Below are 25,622 nucleotides of genomic sequence, written 5' to 3'. Positions count from 1 at the left end.
ATCTCGATACTGTTCTTCTTGTAACGGCGAAGTACCCGGCTAAGTCTACTTTCCTGTAAAGGATTTCGGTTAGCAACTCCAGGAGGTTCTTCATAATAGGCTTCGTATCAGGCTCACACCACCCCTGACTCGCTTAGACTACATCCTACTACTACTCGTCCTTTCATAGTCGTTTTGTTGTCACATCTCTGAAACATTTTATTAATGATTATTCTATACAAAAAATAAAGAAAGTCAACAAAAATTTAAAAATATTTTTAAATTCTTTATTTTACGGCTTTATTGATTGTTTTCAATATAACATCTTCACTTCTTTTGCCTTGTTAATCCAAAAAACGTTTCACTAAGCGAGACTAACATATACACAACAAGTAATGTAATCGTTCGAAATATAGAATCCGCAGTATTTCGTATTATTTTCATTTTCTTTATAATTCCTTTCAGTTTACTTGCAAATTCATGTTATACTATAGCATTCAAGCAGTTTATTTTTACTTAAAGTAAACATAGTCATTTATAAAGAGTATTTTCTAAATCATTGACTATTATCAAATAAGATTTTTATATAACGGAGTGATCATATGAGTAAAACGAAAGCAAAACCAAAAAAAGGTGTAGGACAAGGTACAGGAAGTAAAGGGTGGAACCGTTGGCAATCAAGTGCAAAGAAAAAGGCAGCTGCCAAGCCATACAAAAGTAAAGGCACAAAGAAGTAATCTAAATAACATTTGATTTCTTTACTTTGTACAAAACAAAATATAATTATTACAACAAAAAAGCTATGCCCTCATACATTTGAAGGCATAGCTTTTTATGTTAGATCATTAAAATATCTCGAATTTCTTCCTCAGTAATTGAGGACAATTTCTCTTCTCCCGGCTCAATCACTTCAGCGATTAAATTTTTCTTACTCTCTTGCAGTTCATGCATTTTTTCCTCAATTGTTCCGTGAGCCACTAATTTAATAACTTGTACCGTATTTTTTTGTCCCATTCGATATGCTCTATCTGCTGCTTGTTGTTCAACAGCTGGATTCCACCATAAATCGTACAATATAACCGTATCGGCACCCGTTAAATTAAGACCCGTACCACCAGCTTTTAAAGAAATGAGAAATAGATCCCCTTCACCTTCGTTAAACCGGTCACATAGCTCTACACGTTCTTGCGAAGGTGTATTTCCATCTAAATAAAAGTATGGAACAGCTTGACGGTTTAACTCACGACCAATAATAGACAGCATCTTCGTAAATTGAGAAAAGATTAAAATTCTCTTACCAGTACTTCTGCATTCCTCTAATATCTCTAACAGTTGCTCAAATTTAGCTGAACTCCCCTTATAATCATCAACGAATAAAGCGGGATGATTACAAATTTGTCGTAATCTCGTTAAGCCAGCTAAAATTCTAATTTTATTTTTACGTAACGTATCTTTATCTAAATGCTTTAACGTTTCTTCCCTTAATTTCGCTAAATAAGCAGCATATAGTCTCTTTTGATCTGGTAATAACTCCGATGACTGTAAGTGCTCTATTTTATCTGGAAGCTCCTGTAATACATCTTCTTTTAATCGTCTTAATACGAAAGGCTTTACGCGCTTCGCTATATCTTCGCGCCTTAAATCACCGAATTCTTTTCTTCCCGGTAATAATTCTGGAAAGACGACATGGAAGATAGACCATAGCTCTTCTAATGAATTTTCTACAGGCGTTCCCGTTAGTCCAAAACGATGCTCAGCTTGAATCGTTTTCACCGCTCTTGCAGTTTGCGTTGTAGGATTTTTAAACGCCTGTGCTTCATCAAGAAATAGTGTATGAAACGGCCTCGCATACGATCTTATATCTCTTCTCAGTAACGGATATGACGTAATTACGACATCAAATTCCGCTACGTCCTTTAAAATTTTTCGTCGTTCTGTTTGATTTCCATCTGCAATAACCGCTCTAATATGCGGGGCGAATTTTTTCAATTCACTAAACCAATTGTAGACGAGCGAGGATGGTGAAACGACTAATATAGGTAGCTTCTTCTCCCGAATTTCAGGCAATACAGAATCTATAAAAGCAATGCTTTGCAGCGTTTTTCCAAGTCCCATATCATCTGCTAAAATACCGCCAAAACGATAATAGGCAAGTGTTTTCATCCATTCGAATCCGTATACTTGATACTCTCTCATTACGGCATGTAAAGTTTTCGGTACTGTAAACTTTAATTTTTTCGGGTTTTGAATGCTTTCAACTAAATCTTGAACAGACTCATCTAAACTTAAAACATGACCTTCGTGAAGTCCGTTCATCCACTTTACACTCCGAATAAGCGGAACATTCACTTCTTCCCCATGTAAAAATTCTTTTCGAATACCTGATTCTTTTACAAACTGATTAATTTCATTAAACTCTTTGCTCTCTAGTGATAATAAAGAACCATTCGCTAATCGGTAATATTTGCGTTTCTCTTCAAGAGCGACTAATACACCTTTAATTTCCGCTTCCGGTATTCCTTTTATATCAAAACGAAATGATAACCAATCAATTCTTTCTTTTCTTCTTACCCTAATAAGAGGTGCTGTATCCCCTTTATGAATGCGTAATTTAATTGCTGTTGTCGCGTAAATATCAACTAAGCCTTTTAACGTTGGAACAACATGATATAAAAAGTTATACTCAGCCTCTTCATTATGCATAAAGTAACCACCTTCTGTTTTCGCGAAGGCACTTTCACTCATAATGTCTAAAATCTCTTTTTCCTTTTTTTCATCCCGATTAAAAACAGACGGCTGTCCGTTTTCTTCTAGCGGATTAATCACAACATTGCCATAATGGAATTCGAGACCTGCTAACAAACGATTTTTCACTCGATCTAAATATAATTTTGCTTTTAACGACGGCGTTTCAACACGATCTGATATGACTTCATCAATGCGTACCGTTCCAAGTTTCATTAATCCTGGTACAACTTTCGCTACGAAATGTTCCATCTTATTTTCAGGAATATAAAACTGATTGCTATTTGAGCGGCTCATCATCTTTTGCAATTCAATAAGTCGCATACAATCTTCCATAGGCAAATGATATAGTTTCCCATCGTAAAGAGCATTGTTATACATCTCCATAACTTGAACACGATTTAGGCCGTCTATATGAAGTGTGAATCCACCATTATTTCCTTTCGTAAATTCAAAATGTAATGGCAATAAACCGTTTGACATTTGTAATCCGTGAAACAGTTGCTCATTTTGTTTCAGCTGTACATACTCCACTTTAGTAAGTAAAGAGAGCATATCTTTCCACGAAGCTGGCGGTATGAATATCATACTTTCATCTTGTTTCGCATGTACTTCTAACGCATCTTCATACATTTTTTCATTATGATACATTTTAATCAGCTGCTGAATAACCGCATCCGTTTCTTGCCTGAAGCTATGTACATCTGGTGTGTATGTAAATTCATTAGAACAATGAAAAGTCGCTCTTTTCTCCACTTTAGAAAGAAATTCTCTAATATGATTTATGACATATGTTTTCGCAAGTTTTAACTGAATTCCAAGAAGAGACCCACCACTTTTCGTCGCTACTGGTGAACATATAAACGCAACATCTAATATTTCACGTGTATCAAAACGGTGTTGTTTACTTTTTGGTCGTAGTGGTTTGTCTGCAAACAACTGAAACATCCCGTTTGTTAATTGATCATTTTTGCTACTAACAGGTCCCATTCCACCCGTTTGCTGGTTATAATTTATTTGTATTAGTACGGCTGCAACATGTTGACAGTACGTTTGAAAAGACGCTAACGAAGGACAACTACATCTCGCAACTACATCACCTTTTTGAGCCTTTTCTACTGTAACGTGAAAATCTTCATTCCCTTTTACCGTCGCCTCACAAATTTCTTTCGTTTCATCATAATGATTCACGATTACTTTATTTGATTTATAATAAGCTTCGCCTCTTTTATAGGAGGCCTCTCCGCACACTTCTTTAATAATCGATTTATTTAATGTAAAACTCATTGTTTTGACACTTCCTTAATGTAAAACCATTTTCTCTTACTTAACATTTTACATGCTTAACGAGAAAATATAAAATGTTGATTGAACAAAAAAAGATGCTTATTTATAAGCACCTTCTTCACTCTATCTCCATCAACCTTTTCGCCTCAAAATACAACACTTGAATAAATTTTTTCGTATTAATTCGTATATGTCCAGAAGTCGCTATTTCATCCTTTGTCATTTCTGTCATTCGTTTTCTCACTACAGTGAAATCAAAAAATTTCGGGGCATAACTTTCAAATTTTGGATTTGAAAAGTCTGTTAGTCCGATGGAAGCTAAATGATTCAATGATTGATAAATCGCTCTTCTTACACGTTGTTCAGATGCTTTTTTCTCCTTATCTATATCTACATCCGAAGCTATATGATCTAATTTTTTTAATGTGATTTGGTGAAAAATGTCTTTTAACGCAGGGAATCCAAATTCAAATGTTTGCGCCTTTTCTTGTCCGTATAAATATTCCAGCATACTAAGTAAATCTTTACTTCCGTTCTCTCCCGCAATACCGAGTTCTGCTAGTAAGAAGCGTCCGGAATCCGCTATCTTTTTTGCTTCTTGCACCGGTTCATTACGCATTTGCGGCTGCTCCCACTGAAACACGTTATTCAATGATTTTTGAATATCATGTATGGAACGCTCCAAGCGAATCCGTTCCATTACTTTTCGTACGACAGATTCAACTTCAATTTTGTTTAGTGGTTTCGTAATATAATATTCCACACCAAGTGTATATGCCTCACCAATGAGCTGTTTCGATTCAACTTGAGAAATCATAATAATTTTCCCATTGAATGAAGGCGCTATATGGCGAACTGTTTCAATGCCATCTCTCATTGGCATGAGTAAATCAATAAATAAAATATCCACTTTTTTATAATTTAGCTGTTCTGCTTCAACAAAAGCTCCATCTTCCGATTCTCCAACTACTTCTCCAAGATCGCCATCCTCAATAATTTGTGAAAGCATCGAACGGAAAACTTCATCATCATCTACTATATAATAAAACAAACCTATTCCCCTTCCCGCTTTAAACTGCACTCTGGTAAACAAACGATAAACTTACACCCTTTTTCAGTTTCATTGTCTTCTAACCTTACTTCTCCGCCGAGCTCTGTTACCATTTCGTGTATGTAAGAAAGTCCAATACCTGTTGACGGTGTTCCTGTTTGATCATACTTGGAAGTAAACCCGGGCTTAAATACTAATTTCTTATACTTTTGTGCTATACCAGGGCCATCATCAATTACTTCAAATATTACATGTTGCTCTCGTTTATATAAATTAATATGAATGAGACCTCTATCTTCAATCGCTTCCACTGCATTGGCAACTAAATTATTAAAGATTGATAGTACTGTATACACGTGATATGCAGCGTGTTCACCTTCTATATGTTTAGAAAAACATATATCTTTCTCTAGCATTCCAGCGTACTTTTCATTTATTCTTACAATCATTTCTGTAAGCTCATGTCCTTCTACATACTCAGCCACATTTTTATCTAATAACAGTTTAGATAACCCCGCAAAAATTCTTTGATTATCCTTTTTTATTTCGTGCACTTCTCCTGCTATTTTCAATGCTGTTTTACTGCTAGAATCATTTTTCGCCTGTAAATTTCGATATAGTTGATATGCTTCTTGTGTAATCAACTCTGCATTTTGCAACGTTTTTTTCAAATGAACGGATTCTACATATAAATTCGAAAGGTGCATGAACATTTTTTCATTTTCTTTTCGGACTTGTGATTCTTTTAATTTCGTTTCATATAAAATCATCATATTTAAAAATCCTAGTGCAAAGAAACTACGGAAAATAGCAATAATGATAAGTTTATTTACTTCAGAAACGGTTATTGTTGTACCGAGTACTACCATATGATAAATCGCTAGTTCTGACATACTTGCGATAATTTCAATTGTAATTCCAAGGCATCCAATAACGATTGGTTTCTGATGAAACTTATTTACCCTACAAAGTGAAAAAAGACTTCCATAAATAAAATAATAAAAGAACACAGGATAACGCAAATAAAATGACTCTGTCATATGAAATGAACCTTGCATAACCCAGTCCAGACATACGCGGAATAAAACGACACATATACCGACAAGAATACCCGCAGCCGCTGCTGGTATTCTTCTTAAAAATAGCAATAAAAAGAAGAAAAGCGGTGTCCCAAAGCTAACGCGAAACGTATCGTTAAAAGGATGAAAATTAAGCTCTCCAGCAATCGGAACAACAACCATTAATATAATTAAAAGGGATATATCTTTCTTCCATAACTGATTCCAATTCAAAGGTGCCACTTCCTATACTTTTTGTCAGTAGTAAAAGTGAAAGCCCGCTTATATAATAAACGGGCTTTATTTCTATATTCTAACCTTTTCTACCGCTTTTATTTGGCGATACTCTGGCTCCCAGATTGCTTCTTTCACTGCAATCTTGATATCGTTATCACTTAAATTCTCTCTAGCTACCCCTTCTGCAACAGCAACTTTCGCTACTTCAATTGCAACCATTTCCGAGATATTACGTAACTCTTCAACTTCTGGCAAAATAGGTGCTCCCGGCTGACTTGTGTCTACCATACTTGCAACTGCTTCAGCAGCTGCTGCGAACATTCCATCCGTCATGACGCTTGCACGTACAACAATTGTTCCAAGCCCAAGCCCCGGGAAAATAAGTGCATTATTTGATTGTCCAATCACATACGTTACACCATTGTATGTAACTGGTTCAAATGGACTTCCTGTTGCTACTAATGCTTTTCCTTCTGTCCACTCGATTAAATCAGCTGGTTTCGCTTCAGCAAGTGGCGTCGGATTCGACATTGGTAAAATGATTGGTCTTTCTACGTGAGAAGCCATTTCTTTAATAATTTCTTCTTTAAATGCGCCTGCAACAGTTGATGTACCGATTAAAATTGTCGGTTTTACATGTTTCACAACTTCAGCAAGTCCAATCACATCGTTTTGTTTCCACTCACTTACTTCCGCTTCTTTTCGTGCATATGGCATTTGGAAATCAAGAAGATCTTCCATATTATCTGTAACTAACCCGTTACGATCAATACACCAGAAACGCTTATATGATTCTTCTTCTGATACGCCTACGCGGACCATTGCATCTCTAACTTGATCTGCGATACCGATTCCAGCCGTCCCAGCACCAAATACAACAACGCGATGTTCACTTAACGGTACACCTGAAGCTTTCACTGCCGATAATACAGCAGCAAGTGAAACTGCACCTGTACCTTGAATATCATCATTAAATGTACAAATATCATGACGATATTTATCTAAAATTTTTCGTGCATTTCGAGAACTAAAGTCTTCCCAATGCAATAGCGCTTTCGGGAATTGCTTATTTACCGCTTGTACAAACGTATCAATAAACTCATCATAAGCTTCACCTGTTATACGAGGGTGACGATTTCCAATATAAAATGGATTATTTAATAGTTCTTCACGATTTGTACCTACGTCTAAAATTACCGGTAATACACGACTAGGATCGATTCCAACCGCGGCCGTATAAACAGCTAATTTTCCGATTGCGATGTTAATACCACCAACGCCCCAGTCACCAATTCCAAGTATGCCTTCTCCATCTGTTACAACGACTAAATCAATGTTTTCAGCTGTTGCACCGATATTAGCGAATGCTTCTTCAATACCTGACGGATCGTTAATTGATAAATACACACCACGTGGTTTACGATATTCATGACTATATCTTTGAATTGCTACACCAACAGTTGGTGTATATACAATCGGTAACATTTCACGTAAATGATTTGTTAATATACGATAAAATAATACTTCATTTCGATCATGCAACGCTGTTAAGTATACATTCTTTAATAAATCATCCGGCTGAGAACAAAATTGCTCGTATGCTCGGCGTGCTTGTTCTTCTAATGTTAAAACTGCTGGCGGTAATAACCCTTTTAAACCTAATTCTTCTCTCTCTTCTTGCGTGAAAGCGACCCCTTTATTTAAAAGTGGTGTTGATAATACTTCTACTCCTCTTAATGTCGTTTCTAATGAACCATTAGAAGCTACTGTAAACTTACTCATAACATCCCTACCTCTATTCATATATAGCATTTCTATATTGTAAACAAAAAAGAGGGGCTTGTCCCCCCTCTTCTTTTAATTTTTCTTTAAAAGAGTTGCTCCTGCAATCCCTGGGTGTGTCATTTCGAATGGATCTAGAATTAACTCTAAGTCTTCTTGTGACAATACACCATTTTTCACACAAAGTTCTCGAACGGATTGCCCTGTCGCGATTGCTTCTTTCGCAACGCGAGCAGCTGCTTCATAACCGATATGAGGGTTCACGGCTGTAATAATTCCTACACTCTTCTCAACATACTCTTTTAAGCGATCTTCATTTGCTTCAATTCCTTTTAAGCAATTATCTGTAAAGGCACGGAAACCATTATTCATAATGCTAATTGATTGAAGTAAGTTGAAAACAAGTACTGGTTCCATAACGTTTAATTCTAATTGTCCCGCTTCTGAAGCAAGGCAAATTGTATGGTCGTTACCAATTACTTGGAACGCAATTTGATTAATTACTTCTGGCATAACAGGGTTTACTTTCCCTGGCATAATAGATGAACCTGGTTGACGAGCAGGTAGCATAATTTCCGCTAAACCAACACGTGGACCTGATGCCATTAAGCGAAGGTCATTTGCAATTTTAGACATATTCATCATACACACTTTAAGTGCTGCAGATACTTCTGTGTATGCATCCGTATTTTGCGTTGCATCTACTAAGTCTTCTGCACCAACAAGTGGTAATTCACTAATTGCAGCTAAATGTTTTACAACTGCTTCAATATATTCTGGATCTGCATTTAATCCTGTACCAACTGCAGTTGCTCCCATATTTACTTCATATAGATGTTGACGTGATTGCTTGATACGTTTCATATCACGTTCAAGTACGCGAGAGTATGCTTTAAATTCTTGACCAAGACGAATTGGCACAGCGTCTTGTAAATGTGTACGACCCATTTTAATAACATGATCGAACTGTTCTGCTTTTAATTCAAATACATCGTGCATATAACCCATCGTTTGTAATAAACCTTCTAATGCGTTTAATGTTGCAATATGAATCGCCGTTGGGAATGCGTCGTTTGTTGATTGCGCCATGTTTACATGACTATTTGGACTAATATAATGATAGTCTCCCTTTTCCATTCCTAATAATTCAAGAGCACGATTGGCCATGACTTCATTTGCATTCATGTTCATTGAAGTACCTGCTCCGCCTTGGATTGGATCTACGATGAAATGATCATGCCATTTTCCATCAAGAATTTCTTGAGCGGCTTCTGCGATCGCGCCGCCCTTGTTCAATTCCAATCTTCCTACATCTGTATTAGCAAGCGCTGCAGCTTTTTTTACAATTGCGAATGCTTTAATTAAACCTTCATGGATTTTGTATCCTGTAATTGGGAAGTTTTCTACTGCACGCATTGTTTGTACGCCATAGTATGCATAGTTTGGTACTTCTTTTTCACCTAAAAAATCTTTTTCAATTCGAACACCATTTTTAACTTCAGTTAATGTTGCCATGATTATTCACTCCTTAACAATTTCTTATGCTGCTTTTGTTTCTTTGACTGTTTCTACATATTGTTTTGCTTTCTCATCATCGAATTCGCCTTCCCACTTCGACATAACAATGGCCGCTAATGCATTTCCTAATACATTGACAGATGAGCGAATCATATCTAAAATGCGGTCAATTCCCGCAATTAATGCGATACCTTCTAGTGGTAACCCCATTGAACCTAACGTTGCTAATACAACAACGAACGATGCACCTGGAACTCCCGCCATACCCTTGGATGTTAACATGAGAACGAATAATAACGTAATTTGCTCCGTCAGTGACATGTGCACACCGTACATTTGTGCAACAAACAATGCCGCTAACGCTTGATAAATAGCCGATCCAGTCAAGTTAAATGTATAACCTGTCGGAATTACGAAAGAGGCAACTGCCTTTGGACAACCGAACTCTTCCATTTTTCTCATTATATTAGGTAAAACAGCTTCTGAACTTGCTGTCGTAAATGAAAGAATAAGTTCTTCTTTTAAAATTTTCATTAATGTAAAAATGTTTACGCCAACCATTCGTGCATTAATACCTAATACAATCACAACGAATAGTATAACAGTTACGTATACAGCTAGCACTAGTTTTCCTAAAGGAAGTAGTGTTGCTACACCAAATTTTGCAACAGTAACCGCAATTAATGCAAATACACCAAATGGTGCAAATTTCATAACTTGATTTGTAACCCAAAACATCGCTTCAAGTACACCTTCAAAGAAGTTAAAGACAGGCTTTCCTTTGTCTCCAATTGCTGCAACTCCTAAACCGAATAGTACTGAGAAGAAGATAATCGGTAATAAGTCACCTTGTGAAATCGATTCAAATACGTTTTTCGGTACAATATGAACAATCGTCTCAGCGAATCCTTTCTTCTCTGTAGCATCTGCTGTTTGTTTATAAGAAGAAATATCACTTTGCTGTAAATTACTCATATCAACGCCAGTACCTGGTTGGAATATATTTGCCGCAAGTAATCCCATTAAGATAGCAATCGTCGTAATGATTTCGAAATAAAGAATCGTCTTCCCACCCAGTTTCCCAAGCTTCTTCATATCTCCTACACCAGCTACTGCAACAATTAATGCTGAAATAACAATCGGTACTACAATCATTTTAATTAAGTGAATAAATATATCCCCAATTGGTGTGATATAAGAAATCGCCGTTTTATTACCATAGAAGATTGCCCCTACTACAATCCCTAAAACAAGCGCAACAAAAATTTGTGTTGCCAATCCGAATTTTTTCATTTATGTTCATCCCCTTTATGCGAACGCTTTCATTTCGTATTTATAAAAGCTTACACACACATCATATAGGCGAACCTACAAAATCATACAAAAACCTACAAGTTCGTCACAAAAAATTCAAAAATTTTTCTTTTCTTTTTCATTGACACCTTTTCATGAAAAAGAAATAAAATATACTTGATAAGTAATCAGATTGTTTCGTATAATCAAAAAGATATATACTTACAACAAATCGAAATGAAAAGGAGTGGATGGTATGAAAAATTATGTGCAAAAATTCGTCCTATCTTCTTCTTTTCTTTTTCATTTTCTTAAAAAGGAACAAAGGCAAATGCCTTTGTTCCTTTTTTATTGCGATCTATATAGGGGGAATTGTTATGAAGCCATACAAAAGAGTCTTAATTAAATTAAGCGGCGGCGCACTTGCTGATCAATCCGGAAATAGCTTTAATTCCAAACGATTAGAACATATCGCAAACGAAATTATATCCATTATTGACTTAGGTATCGAAGTATCCATTGTCATCGGCGGCGGTAATATTTTCAGAGGTCATCTAGCTGAAGAATGGGGAATTGATCGTGTTGAAGCTGATAATATCGGTACATTAGGTACAATCATTAATAGCTTAATGCTTCGGGGCGTTTTAACAAGTAAAACAGATAGAGAAGTACGTGTTATGACTTCCATCCCGTTTAATGCAGTAGCAGAGCCTTATATTCGCCTCAGAGCAGTACATCATTTAGATAACGGTTATGTTGTCATTTTTGGCGGTGGTAACGGGCAACCGTTCGTTACCACCGATTATCCAAGTGTTCAAAGAGCCATTGAAATGAATAGTGACGCAATATTAGTCGCAAAACAAGGAGTAGATGGCGTCTTTACTAGTGATCCAAAACATAATAAATCAGCGAAAATGTACAGAAAACTAAACTATAACGATGTTGTTAGGCAAAACATTCAAGTCATGGATCAAGCCGCTTTATTACTTGCCCGTGATTATAATTTACCCGCACACGTCTTTAACTTTGATGAGCCTGGTGTAATGAAAAGAATTTGCTTAGGTGAGCATGTGGGGACATTGATTAATGATGATGCTTCATTGCTTGTACATGAAAACTAATTATTTTTCATAAAAAAGGGTGTCTATAAAAGACACCCTTTCCTCTCTATAAATAATACTCCACCAATCCCCCCAATTTTTCCTTACAACGCTCCCAAAACGATAACTTCTCAAAAAACTCTTTCGTCATCTCTTTCGAATCATGAAAATCTTCTGTTAACGCCTTATTCACTTCTGAAACGATAGTTCCACCATGAATATACAAATTCATCTCATCATTTATATAAAAACTTCGTGCCGTTATGTTCGTTGTGCCGATAACAGTTAGTTCATTATCAATCAGCATTAACTTTCCATGAAACATACCTTTTTTATAACCATATACCGTAATCCCGTTATTAACAGCTTGACGAATATACGGATACGCTGCTTCTTTAATAAGAGGAATATCTGGTTTATATGACCATAGTATTTTTACTGTAACACCACGTTTTTTCGCTTCAATTAAAGCATTCATAAATTCTTTATTTTTCGCTATAAAATAAGGTGTTGTAATGACAATTGAATGCTTCGCTTGTTTTATTAATTTGATATATGTTCCAGCGACGTGATGTCCATTGTAGCTAGTCATCGTATGTAATGTGTTCCCTTTACTCGCTTTATTCGTACTTCTTTTTATATGTTCTTTCGTATCTCGTTTCCAATCTAAAGCGAATTGCTCTTCTAAATCTTTTGCTCCTTCTCCTTTAAGACGCACATGATAGTCACGCCAATATCCAAATCGCTTATCTTTTCCTAAGTACTCATCTCCTATATTAAAACCACCTGTATAGCCAATCTCCCCATCAATCGTCGTAATACGGCGATGATTGCGATGGTGAAGTGAATAAAATCCGAATGGCAATTGAGGTTTTCTACTATATGTAAAATGTACACCACTTTCCCGCAATTCATTTATCACCTTTCTTTTGAATGATAAATCATTAATGCGATCAACTGATAAATACACGTTTACTCCTTCTTTTGCCTTCTCTTTTAATAAGTTTAAAAAAGTATGGCTACTTTTATCATCAGACAAAATAAAAAAGTACGTGTAAATAGATTGTTTCGCCTCTTTTATATCCGTAAATAACTGTTTATAAAATGACTTCCCTTCTACATATAATTGAAAGTCACTATGATGAGGTGCATACTCTGTCGGCATGTTTTTCCCGGCTTCCATTTTTCTTCCGAGCGTAACGTCAATATGCATACAAATTAATATAAAAATAACAATCGCAATAATAATAGAAGTAACTCGCAATATTTTTTTTATCATTTTGATTTCCTTCCGCTCAAATTACTGTCTACTCCGTAGTGTTTCATTTAAATATGTTTTCATACGAAATGTATTTCTTAATTTTTTATCGATGTTAAACAGATAAAGGAGAGAAGAATATGAGAAAAGGAAAAATCCCTATTGTTTTTATCCCAGGGCTTTTCGGTTCTATGAGCAATATTATTATTCCAGGTACCGGTAATTGGGGCTTTGGACTTTCTGCGTTTGTTTATGAGCCATTCATCATGATGTTAGAAAGTATGGGTTACAAACGAAATAAAGACTTGTTCATCTGTTTTTATGATTGGCAGCAGCGCATTGTTTTTTCTACACAAAAATATTTATTACAAACGATTACCTATGCGAAAAAAATTACAGGTTGCGATAAACTAAATCTAATATGCCATAGTATGGGCGGACTTCTTGGACGGACTTACGTTCAAAGTGACGAATATAAAAATGATGTGAATCAGCTTATTATACTCTGTACACCAAACGCTGGGTCTCCAGCAAATTATAGTTATTGGACTGAGGGCAGTCTTCCTGTCCATGCCTCTTCTAAAATAAATATCGTCCATTTTTATATGGAACAATACATTCACTATTTAGGCACCTTACATAACATGAATACAGTTAAGGCGATACATCTTTACTTTCCAGGATTACAAGATGTTATTCCGTGTAAAGATTACGGAAATTATTTATTTACAAGATTCGGCTCTTCGATTACATTTCTTCCTTATTGTAGGATGAACACGAAAAACCCTTTCCTCGATGCATTAAATGAAAATAGATTTATGATACAAAAAAGAAATATTGAAACTATACTCATTGCCGGGGATGGAGAGGAAACCATTCAATATTTACAAGTTGTCCCTTCATATTCCAAACTGAAATGGACAGACGGCAAAGTCGTCGGTGATATACTGACAAAACATGGTGATGGTAACGCTGTTCTACATAGCGTTTTTCTTCTGGAGGGAAATAAATATGTTGTGCATGCTTCACATAATGAAGTGCTCTATAAAAGCATTCCTATATTACAAAAGATACTCTAATTTACGAACAAACAAGGTGTGGCATTAAGATTAAGCCACACCTTTTTATATTTAAACAAAGTTTCTCGCATCGTTATTTCTTCCAAACTTATAAATAGCAATTAAGAAGAATGCTACCGCAAAGGCAATTAAGATTAAAATATTTAAATACAAATCTGAAACTGGAATTCCTTGTTGTAGTTTTGATACTGTGTCTAATAGCCATCTTTGCGGAAGAAAATCAGCTACTTTTTGTACCGCTTTTGGCATAATGTCATACGGAAAATAACATCCAGCCAATAAACATGTCGGTACAATAATCATATTTTGCAGTGCATTTGCCGATGCTGAGTTTTTCGAAAAAGCGACAAGGACTAACGATATTCCAATCGCTATTAAAGCAAATAGCATGAGTACACCAATCATCACTATGAAAGGCATATTAATATTTATATGAAAAACATTCGTTAGGAATAAGATTGTAATCAGAATTTGTACTGTTAATAGCATCATATTTACCCCGACATTAGATAATATAAATTTCTTCCCATCTATCGGCGTTGATAAGAGTCTAAAATACGTTCTATTTTCTTTTTCTTTTAAAATATAACCTGATAAGTTCGCTGCTGAAAATAGCATAAACATAATAAGATAACCCATCGTTTGGTTTGTCATATCTTTATTTTTCGAAGTATCTTCTAGCGTCTCAGTTTTCATTTTAAATGAACCTTTTTGATATCCTGCGTACATACTATCAAATGCACTTTGATCTGTTCCTGCTACTTTACTAATCGCAGCGATATTATCAACATAATTATATAAATATGATTTTATAAATCCTGTTACTTGATCACCTTTAATCGATGAAATTTTAATATGAGCTGGTTTCCCTTCTCGAACACTTTTTGAAAAACCAGAATCTAATGTAATAACTCCATCAAGTTTTTTGGAAGTAAGTTTATCTTCTACTTCAGATTCTTTAATTTTACTTACCTTTACATGATTTAATCCTTCTAAAAATTTCACCGTATCATTTGCTATAAATTGATTTTCTTTATTTATAACACCGATATTTAACGTCCCTTGCCCGACATTCCCATACATTGAGAAGGAGATTAGTGTTCCGATTATCGGCAAGCTAATAATAATGAATAACCCTTTTTTATTTTTCAAAAGTACAGATAACGTTTTTTGTATGAGCCATAAAATATCTTTCATACTATAGCCCCTCCCGTCTACGTAATGCAATAATTGCAATTAATAAAAAGAGTGCCGAAATGCCAAGGTTTAAACATATTACTGGCAGTGCTGCACCTACATCATTTGCATAAATAATTTTCATGACAGCTGTGTTTGCCCACGTTAATGGTGATAAATTCGTAACGAAATTTTCTTCTATTACGAAATATGCACCACCAAAAATAGAAGCTAATTGCACTACTACCATAATAATTGCTCTTGATGATTCCGGTGTTTTCGTAATATATCCGATTCCTAAACCGAAGCTAATTGCTAGAAAGACTTGTGTTAATAAAATAATAAATATGATTCCAAGATGGTCGCCCCAATTCGCTTGAAAAACAAATTTACTAAATAGCATAACGAGTAATATGCACAGTGCATTTGCTACTAGGCTACCAAGTACTTTTCCAATGAATATTTCAGCCTTACTTATAGGTGCAGCAATGAGACGATCTCCTGTTTTACGTATCCGTTCTCCTCGAATTAAAGAACTTGCTCCCATCGCAGCATATAGTGCAATCATCGTTGTCATTACAACCGCATAGTAATCCATAGAACCTGGTTTTTTCGCAGCTTGTAAAGATGTTTCTTTTATATAATCATTATGATTTCCATTTGAAATAACTGCGCTCACCTTACTAGGATCAACTTTTGCAACTTCGGTTGCTACATTGTACTTATCAACAAATGTTGTAAGCATGCCTTCCACAATACTTCCCTCAATACTACTTTTGTCACTTCCGTAAAATTTTGCACCATCTTTATTTAACTCTACATAAGCAGCATATTTATTTTTCTTCACTTCTTCTTTCCCATCTATACTGCCGGAAGCTTTTTTAAAATGAATACCCGATTTATCGACTTCTTTCGTAAATGCTGCAAACGATTGAGAAAGTGTGCTACTCGCTTCATCTTTATACAGCACTTGTATATCCTTAATCGATTGACTATCGCTATCAAATGCATTCGTTAATGCTGTTCCTAACACAAGCATAAGCACAATTGGAAATGCTAACATAAAAACTAAAGTTCTTACGTCCCTGAAATCTCTTTTAATATGCATAACTGCAATATTGAAGATGTTCAATTGATGAACCTCCCTTTACCTTTTCTTCATTTTCCTTTTATTTATCTCGTAAGTTTCTTCCAGTCAACGTAAGGAATACTGTTTCTAAGTTTGGAGCCTGCTCCTCTAACGAACGGATTTCAATATCATGATTAATGAAGTGCTGAATAATTTTATTCAAATTGTTTACTCCTGCATCCGAGTTTACTTTAATTACGTTCTCTTCCATTTGAACAGCTTTCACACCGTTTATCTCTTTTAACTTTTCTACATCTAAATTTTCTACTGACTTCACTTCCACCCAAATATCTTTCGTATCAGTAATTATTGCTTTTAACTGTTCTTTCGTACCTTCTGCAATTACTTTACCATGATCTACAATTGCTATTTTCGTACAAATCTCTTCTACTTCCTCCATGTAGTGGCTCGTGTAAATAATGGTACTTCCCATTTCATTTAATTTTCGAACAGACTGGAGAATATAGTTTCTTGACTGTGGATCAATTCCAACTGTCGGCTCATCCATAATAATTAACTTCGGTCTATGAGCGATCGCACAAGCGATATTTAGTCTTCGTTTCATCCCGCCAGAAAAGTTTTTCGGGTAACTTTTATGTTTATCGCTTAGTCCTACAAACTGAAGTGCTTCCTCTACTCTCGCTTTTAGCTCAGCTCCTCTTAACCCGTACAATCCAGCAAAGAATTTCACATTTTCATAGGCAGTTAACTCTTCATAAATCGCAATATCTTGCGGAACGATACCGATATTCATCTTCGCAAATCGATTATGTTTCTTTATATTTTTTCCTAATATGCTAATTTCACCTTCATTACTTCTTAACAACCCAGCGATCATATTTATCGTTGTACTTTTACCAGCACCATTTGATCCTAAAAAGCCAAATATCTCTCCTTCTTTAATAGATAAAGACATATTATCTACCGCGATGAAATCACCAAATTTTTTCGTTAAATTTTTAATTTCTAATGTATTCATCATTTCACCCCTATTTCGGTTTCTCTGCTTTTAGTATAAACAAAAAAAATGAACCTGCTCAGTGCAGAAGTTCATTCTTTTCACATGAGATTATTCACTTTTTTCATATGAGATGATTCATCCTCATCACCATTTCCTATATCGGCAACAACATTGTTACTGAAAAACCACTTGTTCCGTCTACAATAATTTTTCCGTTTACTGATGCTGTTCGCTCCTCCATCCCCATAATCCCGAGACCTTTCTTAACGAGATCTGCACCTTTTCCGTTATCCTTCACTTGTACTTTCACCATCTTATTAAGTACATGAATATCGATTGAAATGACTGTCGCATCAGCATATTTCATCGCGTTCGTTAGTGCCTCCGTAACATTTTCACCGATAATCTTCCACTGAATCGGTGAAATCATATCTAAATTCCCTTTATATACGAAAGGAATATTTATATCATGCTTACCGGCAAATTCCTCTATGAATAATTTCATACGATGAATACCAATTTGCTCAGTTGGTGGCTTCATATTTTTTAATGTAACTCGAATACTTTCAATTCCATCTTTCGAAATATGAATTGCATTTTGTAATAACTCGGCAGATTTCTCTTTATCTATCCCCATTAATCTCTTTGCCGCTTCCATTTGAATTAACGCCCCTGTCATCGAGTGGCCAATTTTATCATGAATTTCTTGAGAGAGCCGGTTTCTCTCTTCTAACTTAAATGTGTACTCTGATTGCTTTATGTACTCTTTATTTTCATGTAAGCTTTTCGTCAGCCGCTGCATATCTTTTCGCATCTTATCATTTTGTGATTCAAGCTTTAACACACGCGATATATACCGTTCTGCCATAGTTAATACAAGGAAAGAAAATGCAACAATTAATCCATATGTCATTCGGATACTTTCATCTGTAAAGATAATAGGAATCATCATAATGATAAAGAGATGCCATTTCTTCTCTATATAACGAAATATAATTTCATATAAGTTCAATGGTAAAAACAAAATAAAAAACGGATGAACCTTCCATGCAAATAACATAACTACGCCAATTGACAGAGAAGTTAATATGTTTTTGTACGTATCTTTTTTAAATATGGAAATAAGCACGTTTACAGAAAGATATAAAAGCAAAGTAAGTATAATCCATGGTAAGTTCGCGACATTTAAATAAATGTAACTAAACACAATATATATAAAGACAATTAATTTACTTACAATTAACCAAAATTCCATATCTTTAATCTACTTTCCCTGTTAAGTAATAAATCGCAATTTGTGTACGATGTTCAAGTCCAGTTTTCCCTAAAACTGATGTAATATAATTTGCAATCGTTCCTTCTGATATGAAAAGTTGCTTTGAAATTTCTTTATTCGAGAAACCTTTCGCAATTAATGCGATAATACTAAGCTCCCTTTCTGTAAAAAGACTCTTATCTATTTTACATTCGTCCTCTTTGCTTTCCATTAAATTGCACTTAATTTTATCAAGCACTACATCTTGCATAACAGTTTGACCGTTATATACTCCTTTTATTGCATCACGAATACGCTCTGGATCATTATTTTTTAATAAATAACCTTTCGCCCCGTTTTTTACTGCGTCCAAAATATATTCATCATCATCGAACGTCGTTAAAATTAGCGGTTTCGTTTTCGTCTCTTCACAAATGAATTTCGTCGCCTCTACCCCATTCATGTTTGGCATACGAACATCTAAAAGAGCAATATCAACGTCGTTCTTTTTGCAATAGTCCACTGCTTCTTTCCCATCATTTACTGTATCTACCACTTCGAACTCTTCATATGTATTTAAAATAATTTTCATGCCTTCTCTAATAAAAGAATTATCATCTGCTATTAATATTTTAATTTTCATGTTTGTTAGTATGGACCTTTCCCTACTAACATTCACATCCTTTCTTCACTTAACATTTCCCACTTGCTCATTATATACTTCTTTTTACCATTTTTTCACACCTTTTTTCATGTAGCCTCCTTTCTAAAAATATATTATTCTTTTTTTACAACATGTGTAGGGTGACCAGTCATTTCTTACGTCTATATAATAGAATGCGTCAAAAAGGAGGGAGAGACCCATTGAAGAAAAACAATTAATTGAAAAGGCACAGCAAGGAAGCGAACATGCTTTTCGTATCCTTGTGCAAACATATCGTCACTATATTTTCCAAGTTATCTTTTCTATTTTAAGACATGAAGAAGATGCGAAAGATGTTACACAAGAAGTATTCGTAAAAATCCACGCCTCTCTCCCAAATTATCAATTTCGCGGATTAAAAACGTGGATGGCGCGTATTGCCACCAATCACGCTATTGATTATAAGAGAAAAAAAGCTAGAGAAAACGAAGAACTCTCCTTATGTAAAGAAACTGAGGAAAATATAAAATCCTCTCAGAATATTGAGGCTTTATTATTGACGAAAGAGCAAAAATTACTCATTGCTCAAAAACTGAGAGAACTTCCTGAAAATTACCGCGACGTCGTTCTCTCACATTATTTAGAAGAAAAAAGCTATCAAGAAATTGCTTTACAGGAAAACATCGAAGTGAAAACAGTCGAAATGAAATTGTATCGGGCAAGAAAATGGATTAAAAAACATTGGAAGGAGGAAGAGTTTCTATGACGCATTATTCAAAAGAAGATTGGCGCAATTATACTTTAGATTTTTTAGAAAGCAATGAACGTGAATCTATGGAAGAACACCTTTATGAATGTGATCATTGTTTAGCGCTTTATATGGAAAGTATCGATGAACAACACGAAAACCTTCCAATGATAAATGATGATTCATTTACGAATGAAGTTATGACGCAAATTGATTTTGAAACGCTACAACCTAGTGAAAATATAAAAACAAACTCACTAAAGCGAACGATTATTCACTACATAATTGCGACCGCAGCTACAATTATTTTTATGGTAAGTGGTTTATTCCAATATATTTTCACAGCGACATCAAATTTCGAGAAATCTTCAAAACATAACGAGTCTTCTATCTCACAACAAATTGTTAACAAATCGGTAGACACATCAAAAAAGGACGGAGGTTTAAAGCATGAATAAAAATCCCTTTTTAGCACTTGTATTAGGGCTAATTCCCGGGCTTGGACATTTATATTTAAAGAAGTTTGGACGGTTTATTTTATATAGCGGAGGGGCTTTATTACTATTTTCTTTTGCAGTTTTTTGCGTAATAGAATTAATAGCGCGTGAGTTGGCTTTTATCTCTCTATTTTTACTAGTTGTGTTATGGGTGATCAATTTATTAGATTTAGTTATCACTATTATTAATCAATCGAAAAAACAAGCAACCGGAGAATTTACAGAGTCCTCTAAAGAGAGCGAACGATTTTATATCATTCTTCTATCAATCATCCCTGGACTTGGACATTTTCAATTAGGACTTATGCAACGTGGACTGACATTTTTAGTCGCTTGCACAGGAATCGGAAGTATGATTATTTTCGTTGCACTTTTAACATCGCAAGAAAGTTTCCTAATCTTCCTTATTACATTACCTGTTTTATGGATTTACAATTTCTTCGATGTTGTTCAGCAGCTCCAGAAAAAAGAACGTGGCGAGCAACTAGATGATCGTACTATTTTCGAAGAGTTTGAAGAACATCGTGAACAAGGAAAGAAGAATAAAACATTCGCTTCTATTTTAGCCATGTTCCCCGGAGCAGGACATATGTATTTAGGTTTACAACGCCGCGGCCTTCAGCTTATGGCAGCCTTTTTACTTTCAATATATTTACTCGATTTATTAAGACTTTCTGCGTTTTTATTTTTAGTTCCAATCATTTGGTTCTACAGCTTCTTTGACGCTTTACAGCAAACTGCAAAGTATGGAAAAGAACGTGTACATGACGAACCTATCATTGATTATTTTATCAATCATCAAAGATGGATCGGTATTGGGTTAATTACACTCGGTGGTTATTATTTATTAGATCAAACACTCCTTCCTATTTTGAATGATTACTTTGCAACTATATTTAACATTCATCTTAGCGAGCTATATTATCGCTATTTCCAAACATCTATCGTTGCACTCCTCTTAATTGGTGGCGGCTTTAAATTGTTACTTGGAAATAAAGAAAACAAAGGTGGTACAAAAGAATGAGAACATGGCGCGTTGGAACATTTTCAATGGGGCTTTCTATTATTTCATTAGGTTGCTTCTTACTATTTTCAGTTATAAAAGGGACTGAGGTATTAGATTCCTTAACAGCATGGTGGCCTGTTTTACTTATTATACTTGGCGTGGAAATTTTACTATACCTTCTATTTTCTAAGAAGGAACAATCCTTTATTAAATATGATATTTTTAGTATTTTCTTTATCGGCGTTTTAGGAAGCGTTGGAATTGCTTTTTACTGTTTATTATCAACTGGATTACTAGATGAAGTTCGTCATTCTATTCATACCACTCGCCAAACGAGTAATATTCCAAGTGGACAACTTGATATACCTGAATCTATCAAAAAAATTGTAGTGGATGCAGGACATTACCCTCTAACAATAGAGGGTAATGATACAAATCAAATTCACCTTCTTGGAACATATGAAATAACAACGAAAGCTAATGAAAAACTCAATTTAAAACAAGAAGATTTCCTTTCAGTTCAAACAGCAGGGGAAACGATGTATATTACTTTAAAATCTTTACCAGTTCAACATACGTTATGGAATTCAGCACCACAGGTCAAACCGACACTCGTTCTTCCGCAAAATAAAAATGTAGAAGTTCGTGCTTCAAATAACGAACTATCCCTTTATCCAGGTCAATTACAAAATAATTGGTTTGTACAAGAAAGTTCACATGTATCTGTTCATTTAACGAAAGAAAGCGATGTATCTGTAATCGCCGTAACAAACAAAAAAGAAGCACACGGAAACACACCTTGGGAACAAGTTGAAGATTTAACGAAAAAAGAAAATAATTCTTCAGAAGAAAATCCAGAATTCAACGAGCAAGAACATTGGTATAAAAATTCGATTAAAACAGGCAGCGGGACGTACAAGTTAAATATTGAAAAAGCTTATAATATCAATATGAGTATAATTGAAAAATAAAAACCTTCCACAATTGTGGAAGGTTTTTCTCATATAATCGCTTTAATTCCTTCTAACACTAATCCAATCATAAATCCGCAAACAGCCCCGTTTACTCGGATCCACTGTAAATCTTTACCGACGTTATTTTCAATCATTTCGATTAACGTTTTATCATCTAACTTATCAAGGTTTTCTTGTACAAGTTTTCCGATTTTCGAATGATTCTTTTCAACAAGTGTGACAACTTGTTTTTGTAACCACTCTTCTATTTTTTGAACAGTTTGTTCATCTTCTTTTATTTTATTCATTTGTGTTTGTAAAAATGGAATAACATATTTATCCGTAAATTCTTCATTTTTCACAAAAGTAATCGCCCTTTGTTGTACTTGCTCCAGCATCTCTTTAATTTTGTCAGTAGCATTCCAATTGGCAATCCATTTCTCTTTCCAATTTTCTAATTCTTGTAGTAACGCTTCATTTTCTTTTACATTTATAATTTCTTGACGAATTTTCGATAATATAATTTGTCTTGTGCTATTATCTGCATCTTGTAAGCTGTTAATATTGCTAATAATGAATTTCTGCAAAATACCGCCAATTTTATCTTCATCTACAATATTCATAAACGATTTCAAAGTAAACTGTAAAAATCCATCTACTTTTATGTTTTCCATCGCCTTTATACCTAAGCTTCCGAGCTGGTATCGTGCTTCATCTTGCGCTGTCCAATCTTTCACTTTTACTAAAATGTAATCAAGTGTCTTTTCATCATATTCTTGCACAACTAATTGATCAACAAGCACTTGTAAAATGTTACTTGTATTGATTGTATGCAAATACGTTTTTAATTCTTTTTCAATAATAACCGCTAATTTTTCCGTATCTATTGTTACAATCGCTTTCTCCGCAATCGTTACAATCCCTTTTTTCACAGCGTCAGACTGCATTTCTCTCTCAGCAATTTGTAGCACCATTTGCGCTAACTGCATTTCTTTTACTTTATCCGTAATACTTTCTTTCGTTAGCCACTCATTTTCTAACGTATGAATGAGCCCTTTCGTTACTCGTTTACGATTTTTAGGTAATAACGCTGTATGCGGAATTGGAATTCCCATCGGATGACGGAATAATGCTGTAACTGCGAACCAATCCGCAAGTCCGCCAACTAACCCTGCTTCAAATCCCCCTTGTATAATCTCTCCAGCTACCGTTCCTTGAAACGGGATAGAAGCCGCAAAACCTACTCCCATAACCCCAAGCGAAATACCCGCTATATATTTAGTCTGTAATGACATCGTATACACATCCTCTTATTATGTAAAATAAAGCTTTTTGTTATATTTATTTGATATTCGTTCTTTATATCTATACTATAATGAACTAATGCGAAAATAACAAAGAATTTATAATAATACATATGTCATTTAAATAAAAAATGAGGCCACAATTAGCCTCATTTTTCTAATATTGTTAATGCCTCACCTGTTTTATAATACTCATTCATTACATCTTCTGGAACCATACTACCTCCAGTTCCCCACACAATATGAGTACCTTTCTTCATCTTCTCTGTTAACTGTTGTTTTTGTAAGTACTCACCTTCTTTACACACTTTCACTGGTCCTATCATACCGGCTAACGCAGAAGGCTCTAAATAAATATTTTCTGTATCAGCTAGTTCTTTTAACAATCTATACAACTCTTCATCACTTACTGTGTAATTCCCACTCAAAAATGGTTCCATCGTTTTACCGACAAATCCAGACGGTCTTCCTACCGCTAGTCCGTCCGCGTCTGTTACATTATCAATCCCGACATCTTGAACAGCAATTTTATCATGAAGTCCTGTCATTAAACCGAGTAACATGCATGGAGAGTGCGTAGGCTCCGCAAAGAAGCAGTGCACGTTGTCTTTATACAATAACTTTAAACCAAATGCGACGCCGCCAGGTCCGCCTCCTACTCCGCACGGAAGGTAAACAAATAAAGGATGCCCTTCATCTACTACAATCTCTAACTCTTCTAATTGCTTTTGTAAACGCGATGCTGCTACTGCGTATCCTAAAAATAAATCATGGGAGTTTTCATCATCTACAAAATAACAGCTAGGATCTGCATCTGCTTGCTGACGCCCCTCTTCTACTGCTTTACTATAATCAGCTTCATACTCAATAACGTGCACACCTTTATTTCTTAATAAATCTTTTTTCCATTCTTTTGCGTCTGCTGACATATGAACAGTTACATTAAAACCTAGTTTCGCACTCATAATCCCAATACTTAGCCCTAAATTACCTGTAGAACCTACCGCAATTGAGTATTTTGCAAAAAACTCTCTACATGTATCACTATCTAAAATAGAGTAATCAGCTTCTTCTGTTAACATACCATGCTGCAAAGCTAATCGTTCAGCATGCTTCAACACTTCATAAATGCCTCCTCTAGCTTTAATTGACCCTGATATCGGAAGATGACTATCACATTTTAATAATAATTCCCCTAAAATAGGTTGCTCGTAATGTTTCTCTAAAGCTTGTTTCATTGAAGGGATTTTTAGTAAGGGTGATTCAATTATGCCGTTAGTCTCTTTCGTTTCAGGAAAAACTTTTGCAATATATGGTGCAAAACGCTTTAACCTCTCTTCCGCATCTTTTACATTCTCTTCATTCAGTGGCGAATCTTTTATTGCCGTTTCATACTTTTCCATGTTCGGATTCACCCAAAACACTTCTTCTGTTGCGATTAATTTATTTAAGAGTGGATATTCCTCTTTTAATTTCTCTATTTCCTTCATTTCTCTTCCTCCTCATCACCTTGTAGCTTACGATTTAATAAATTATAATTAAATTAATTTTAATATAGTTTAA

General features: G+C 35.0%; 21 protein-coding genes and 1 other annotated feature (1 of these 22 running past the window's edge). Of the genes, 7 read left to right on the top strand and 14 right to left on the bottom strand.

Annotated features, from left to right (window positions below; all coding sequences use genetic code 11):
- Window positions 1–176, bottom strand: a binding site (T-box leader) (it extends 83 nt beyond the left edge of the window).
- Between the two features lie 405 nt (window positions 177–581).
- Window positions 582–716 (top strand): DUF3934 domain-containing protein, encoded by a 135-nt coding sequence (locus MR113_RS13810; protein WP_000047588.1) that lies wholly within the window; start codon window positions 582–584, stop codon window positions 714–716.
- Window positions 717–816: 100 nt separating this feature from the next.
- Here the strand turns inward: MR113_RS13810 and MR113_RS13805 are convergent, their stop codons facing one another.
- From MR113_RS13805 to MR113_RS13780, 6 genes are all read right to left on the bottom strand, one after another.
- Window positions 817–4,011, bottom strand: coding sequence for an SNF2 helicase associated domain-containing protein (locus MR113_RS13805; RefSeq protein WP_242254876.1), 3,195 nt, complete (start codon window positions 4,009–4,011; stop codon window positions 817–819).
- Window positions 4,012–4,129: 118 nt separating this feature from the next.
- Complete coding sequence (locus MR113_RS13800) at window positions 4,130–5,062, bottom strand: response regulator (protein WP_242254875.1); 933 nt, start codon at window positions 5,060–5,062, stop codon at window positions 4,130–4,132.
- A 2-nt stretch (window positions 5,063–5,064) separates the two neighbouring features.
- The gene (locus MR113_RS13795) at window positions 5,065–6,363 is read right to left on the bottom strand and encodes a sensor histidine kinase (RefSeq protein ID WP_242254874.1); all 1,299 of its coding nucleotides are present in this window, start codon (window positions 6,361–6,363) and stop codon (window positions 5,065–5,067) included.
- Between the two features lie 63 nt (window positions 6,364–6,426).
- Window positions 6,427–8,139, bottom strand: a complete 1,713-nt coding sequence (gene malS / locus MR113_RS13790) for an oxaloacetate-decarboxylating malate dehydrogenase (protein ID WP_144535062.1) — start codon at window positions 8,137–8,139, stop codon at window positions 6,427–6,429.
- Window positions 8,140–8,214: 75 nt separating this feature from the next.
- The gene (aspA, locus tag MR113_RS13785; protein ID WP_061676611.1) at window positions 8,215–9,654 is read right to left on the bottom strand and encodes an aspartate ammonia-lyase; all 1,440 of its coding nucleotides are present in this window, start codon (window positions 9,652–9,654) and stop codon (window positions 8,215–8,217) included.
- A 24-nt stretch (window positions 9,655–9,678) separates the two neighbouring features.
- Window positions 9,679–10,950, bottom strand: a complete 1,272-nt coding sequence (locus MR113_RS13780) for a cation:dicarboxylate symporter family transporter (RefSeq protein ID WP_242254870.1) — start codon at window positions 10,948–10,950, stop codon at window positions 9,679–9,681.
- 377 nt (window positions 10,951–11,327) lie between these two features.
- Here MR113_RS13780 and pyrH point away from each other — a divergent pair, with 377 nt between their 5' ends.
- The gene (gene pyrH / locus MR113_RS13775) at window positions 11,328–12,071 is read left to right on the top strand and encodes a UMP kinase (protein WP_000806134.1); all 744 of its coding nucleotides are present in this window, start codon (window positions 11,328–11,330) and stop codon (window positions 12,069–12,071) included.
- Window positions 12,072–12,117: 46 nt separating this feature from the next.
- On the opposite strand, the gene cls is transcribed toward pyrH, so the two are convergent.
- The gene (gene cls / locus MR113_RS13770) at window positions 12,118–13,329 is read right to left on the bottom strand and encodes a cardiolipin synthase (protein WP_242254868.1); all 1,212 of its coding nucleotides are present in this window, start codon (window positions 13,327–13,329) and stop codon (window positions 12,118–12,120) included.
- A gap of 119 nt (window positions 13,330–13,448) precedes the next feature.
- On the opposite strand from cls, the gene MR113_RS13765 reads away from it, so the two are divergent.
- Window positions 13,449–14,387, top strand: a complete 939-nt coding sequence (locus MR113_RS13765; RefSeq protein WP_242254866.1) for an esterase/lipase family protein — start codon at window positions 13,449–13,451, stop codon at window positions 14,385–14,387.
- Between the two features lie 51 nt (window positions 14,388–14,438).
- Here MR113_RS13765 and MR113_RS13760 read toward each other — a convergent pair whose 3' ends face one another.
- The 5 genes from MR113_RS13760 to MR113_RS13740 all read right to left on the bottom strand — a co-directional run bounded on the left by MR113_RS13760 (window position 14,439) and on the right by MR113_RS13740 (window position 19,551).
- Entirely contained in the window at window positions 14,439–15,584 is a 1,146-nt protein-coding gene (locus tag MR113_RS13760; RefSeq protein WP_242254864.1) for an ABC transporter permease, read from the bottom strand.
- Between the two features lies 1 nt (window position 15,585).
- Entirely contained in the window at window positions 15,586–16,695 is a 1,110-nt protein-coding gene (locus tag MR113_RS13755) for an ABC transporter permease (protein ID WP_242254862.1), read from the bottom strand.
- A 37-nt stretch (window positions 16,696–16,732) separates the two neighbouring features.
- Window positions 16,733–17,671: an ABC transporter ATP-binding protein gene (locus MR113_RS13750; RefSeq protein ID WP_242254860.1), complete on the bottom strand. Its 939-nt coding sequence runs from the start codon at window positions 17,669–17,671 to the stop codon at window positions 16,733–16,735.
- Window positions 17,672–17,807: 136 nt separating this feature from the next.
- The gene (locus tag MR113_RS13745; RefSeq protein ID WP_242254858.1) at window positions 17,808–18,908 is read right to left on the bottom strand and encodes a sensor histidine kinase; all 1,101 of its coding nucleotides are present in this window, start codon (window positions 18,906–18,908) and stop codon (window positions 17,808–17,810) included.
- Window positions 18,909–18,912: 4 nt separating this feature from the next.
- The gene (locus tag MR113_RS13740) at window positions 18,913–19,551 is read right to left on the bottom strand and encodes a response regulator transcription factor (RefSeq protein ID WP_071721859.1); all 639 of its coding nucleotides are present in this window, start codon (window positions 19,549–19,551) and stop codon (window positions 18,913–18,915) included.
- Between the two features lie 283 nt (window positions 19,552–19,834).
- Here MR113_RS13740 and MR113_RS13735 point away from each other — a divergent pair, with 283 nt between their 5' ends.
- From MR113_RS13735 to exsE, 4 genes are read left to right on the top strand one after another with little or no spacing between them, the layout of a single operon-like run.
- Window positions 19,835–20,317 (top strand): RNA polymerase sigma factor, encoded by a 483-nt coding sequence (locus tag MR113_RS13735; RefSeq protein WP_235608063.1) that lies wholly within the window; start codon window positions 19,835–19,837, stop codon window positions 20,315–20,317.
- Window positions 20,314–20,757, top strand: a complete 444-nt coding sequence (locus tag MR113_RS13730) for a hypothetical protein (RefSeq protein WP_071721861.1) — start codon at window positions 20,314–20,316, stop codon at window positions 20,755–20,757. Before MR113_RS13735 ends, MR113_RS13730 begins: the two co-directional genes overlap by 4 nt.
- On the top strand, window positions 20,750–21,820 hold the full coding sequence (locus tag MR113_RS13725; protein ID WP_242254855.1) for a hypothetical protein: 1,071 nt from the start codon (window positions 20,750–20,752) through the stop codon (window positions 21,818–21,820). The genes MR113_RS13730 and MR113_RS13725 overlap by 8 nt, the downstream gene beginning before the upstream one ends.
- Entirely contained in the window at window positions 21,817–22,773 is a 957-nt protein-coding gene (gene exsE / locus MR113_RS13720) for an exosporium protein ExsE (RefSeq protein WP_242254853.1), read from the top strand. Before MR113_RS13725 ends, exsE begins: the two co-directional genes overlap by 4 nt.
- Window positions 22,774–22,802: 29 nt before the next feature.
- Here the strand turns inward: exsE and MR113_RS13715 are convergent, their stop codons facing one another.
- Window positions 22,803–24,050, bottom strand: coding sequence for a DUF445 domain-containing protein (locus tag MR113_RS13715; RefSeq protein WP_242254850.1), 1,248 nt, complete (start codon window positions 24,048–24,050; stop codon window positions 22,803–22,805).
- 158 nt (window positions 24,051–24,208) lie between these two features.
- Window positions 24,209–25,549, bottom strand: a complete 1,341-nt coding sequence (gene dsdA, locus MR113_RS13710) for a D-serine ammonia-lyase (protein ID WP_242254847.1) — start codon at window positions 25,547–25,549, stop codon at window positions 24,209–24,211.
- Window positions 25,550–25,622: the final 73 nt, after the last annotated feature.

It is taken from the genome of Bacillus cereus group sp. BfR-BA-01379 (assembly GCF_022663605.1).
GTDB lineage: Bacteria > Bacillota > Bacilli > Bacillales > Bacillaceae_G > Bacillus_A > Bacillus_A mobilis.
This window is presented reverse-complemented; position numbering and strand designations above follow the sequence as displayed.

Excerpts from the sequence above, each read along its gene's own strand:
- MR113_RS13810 (WP_000047588.1), top strand. The coding sequence starts at position 582 with ATGAGTAAAACGAAAGCAAAACCAAAAAAAGGTGTAGGACAAGGTACA.
- MR113_RS13805 (WP_242254876.1), bottom strand. The coding sequence starts at position 4,011 with ATGAGTTTTACATTAAATAAATCGATTATTAAAGAAGTGTGCGGAGAG.
- malS (WP_144535062.1), bottom strand. The coding sequence starts at position 8,139 with ATGAGTAAGTTTACAGTAGCTTCTAATGGTTCATTAGAAACGACATTA.
- aspA (WP_061676611.1), bottom strand. The coding sequence starts at position 9,654 with ATGGCAACATTAACTGAAGTTAAAAATGGTGTTCGAATTGAAAAAGAT.
- MR113_RS13780 (WP_242254870.1), bottom strand. The coding sequence starts at position 10,950 with ATGAAAAAATTCGGATTGGCAACACAAATTTTTGTTGCGCTTGTTTTA.
- pyrH (WP_000806134.1), top strand. The coding sequence starts at position 11,328 with ATGAAGCCATACAAAAGAGTCTTAATTAAATTAAGCGGCGGCGCACTT.
- cls (WP_242254868.1), bottom strand. The coding sequence starts at position 13,329 with ATGATAAAAAAAATATTGCGAGTTACTTCTATTATTATTGCGATTGTT.
- MR113_RS13765 (WP_242254866.1), top strand. The coding sequence starts at position 13,449 with ATGAGAAAAGGAAAAATCCCTATTGTTTTTATCCCAGGGCTTTTCGGT.
- MR113_RS13760 (WP_242254864.1), bottom strand. The coding sequence starts at position 15,584 with ATGAAAGATATTTTATGGCTCATACAAAAAACGTTATCTGTACTTTTG.
- MR113_RS13750 (WP_242254860.1), bottom strand. The coding sequence starts at position 17,671 with ATGAATACATTAGAAATTAAAAATTTAACGAAAAAATTTGGTGATTTC.
- MR113_RS13745 (WP_242254858.1), bottom strand. The coding sequence starts at position 18,908 with ATGGAATTTTGGTTAATTGTAAGTAAATTAATTGTCTTTATATATATT.
- MR113_RS13740 (WP_071721859.1), bottom strand. The coding sequence starts at position 19,551 with ATGAAAATTAAAATATTAATAGCAGATGATAATTCTTTTATTAGAGAA.
- MR113_RS13730 (WP_071721861.1), top strand. The coding sequence starts at position 20,314 with ATGACGCATTATTCAAAAGAAGATTGGCGCAATTATACTTTAGATTTT.
- MR113_RS13725 (WP_242254855.1), top strand. The coding sequence starts at position 20,750 with ATGAATAAAAATCCCTTTTTAGCACTTGTATTAGGGCTAATTCCCGGG.
- exsE (WP_242254853.1), top strand. The coding sequence starts at position 21,817 with ATGAGAACATGGCGCGTTGGAACATTTTCAATGGGGCTTTCTATTATT.
- MR113_RS13715 (WP_242254850.1), bottom strand. The coding sequence starts at position 24,050 with ATGTCATTACAGACTAAATATATAGCGGGTATTTCGCTTGGGGTTATG.
- dsdA (WP_242254847.1), bottom strand. The coding sequence starts at position 25,549 with ATGAAGGAAATAGAGAAATTAAAAGAGGAATATCCACTCTTAAATAAA.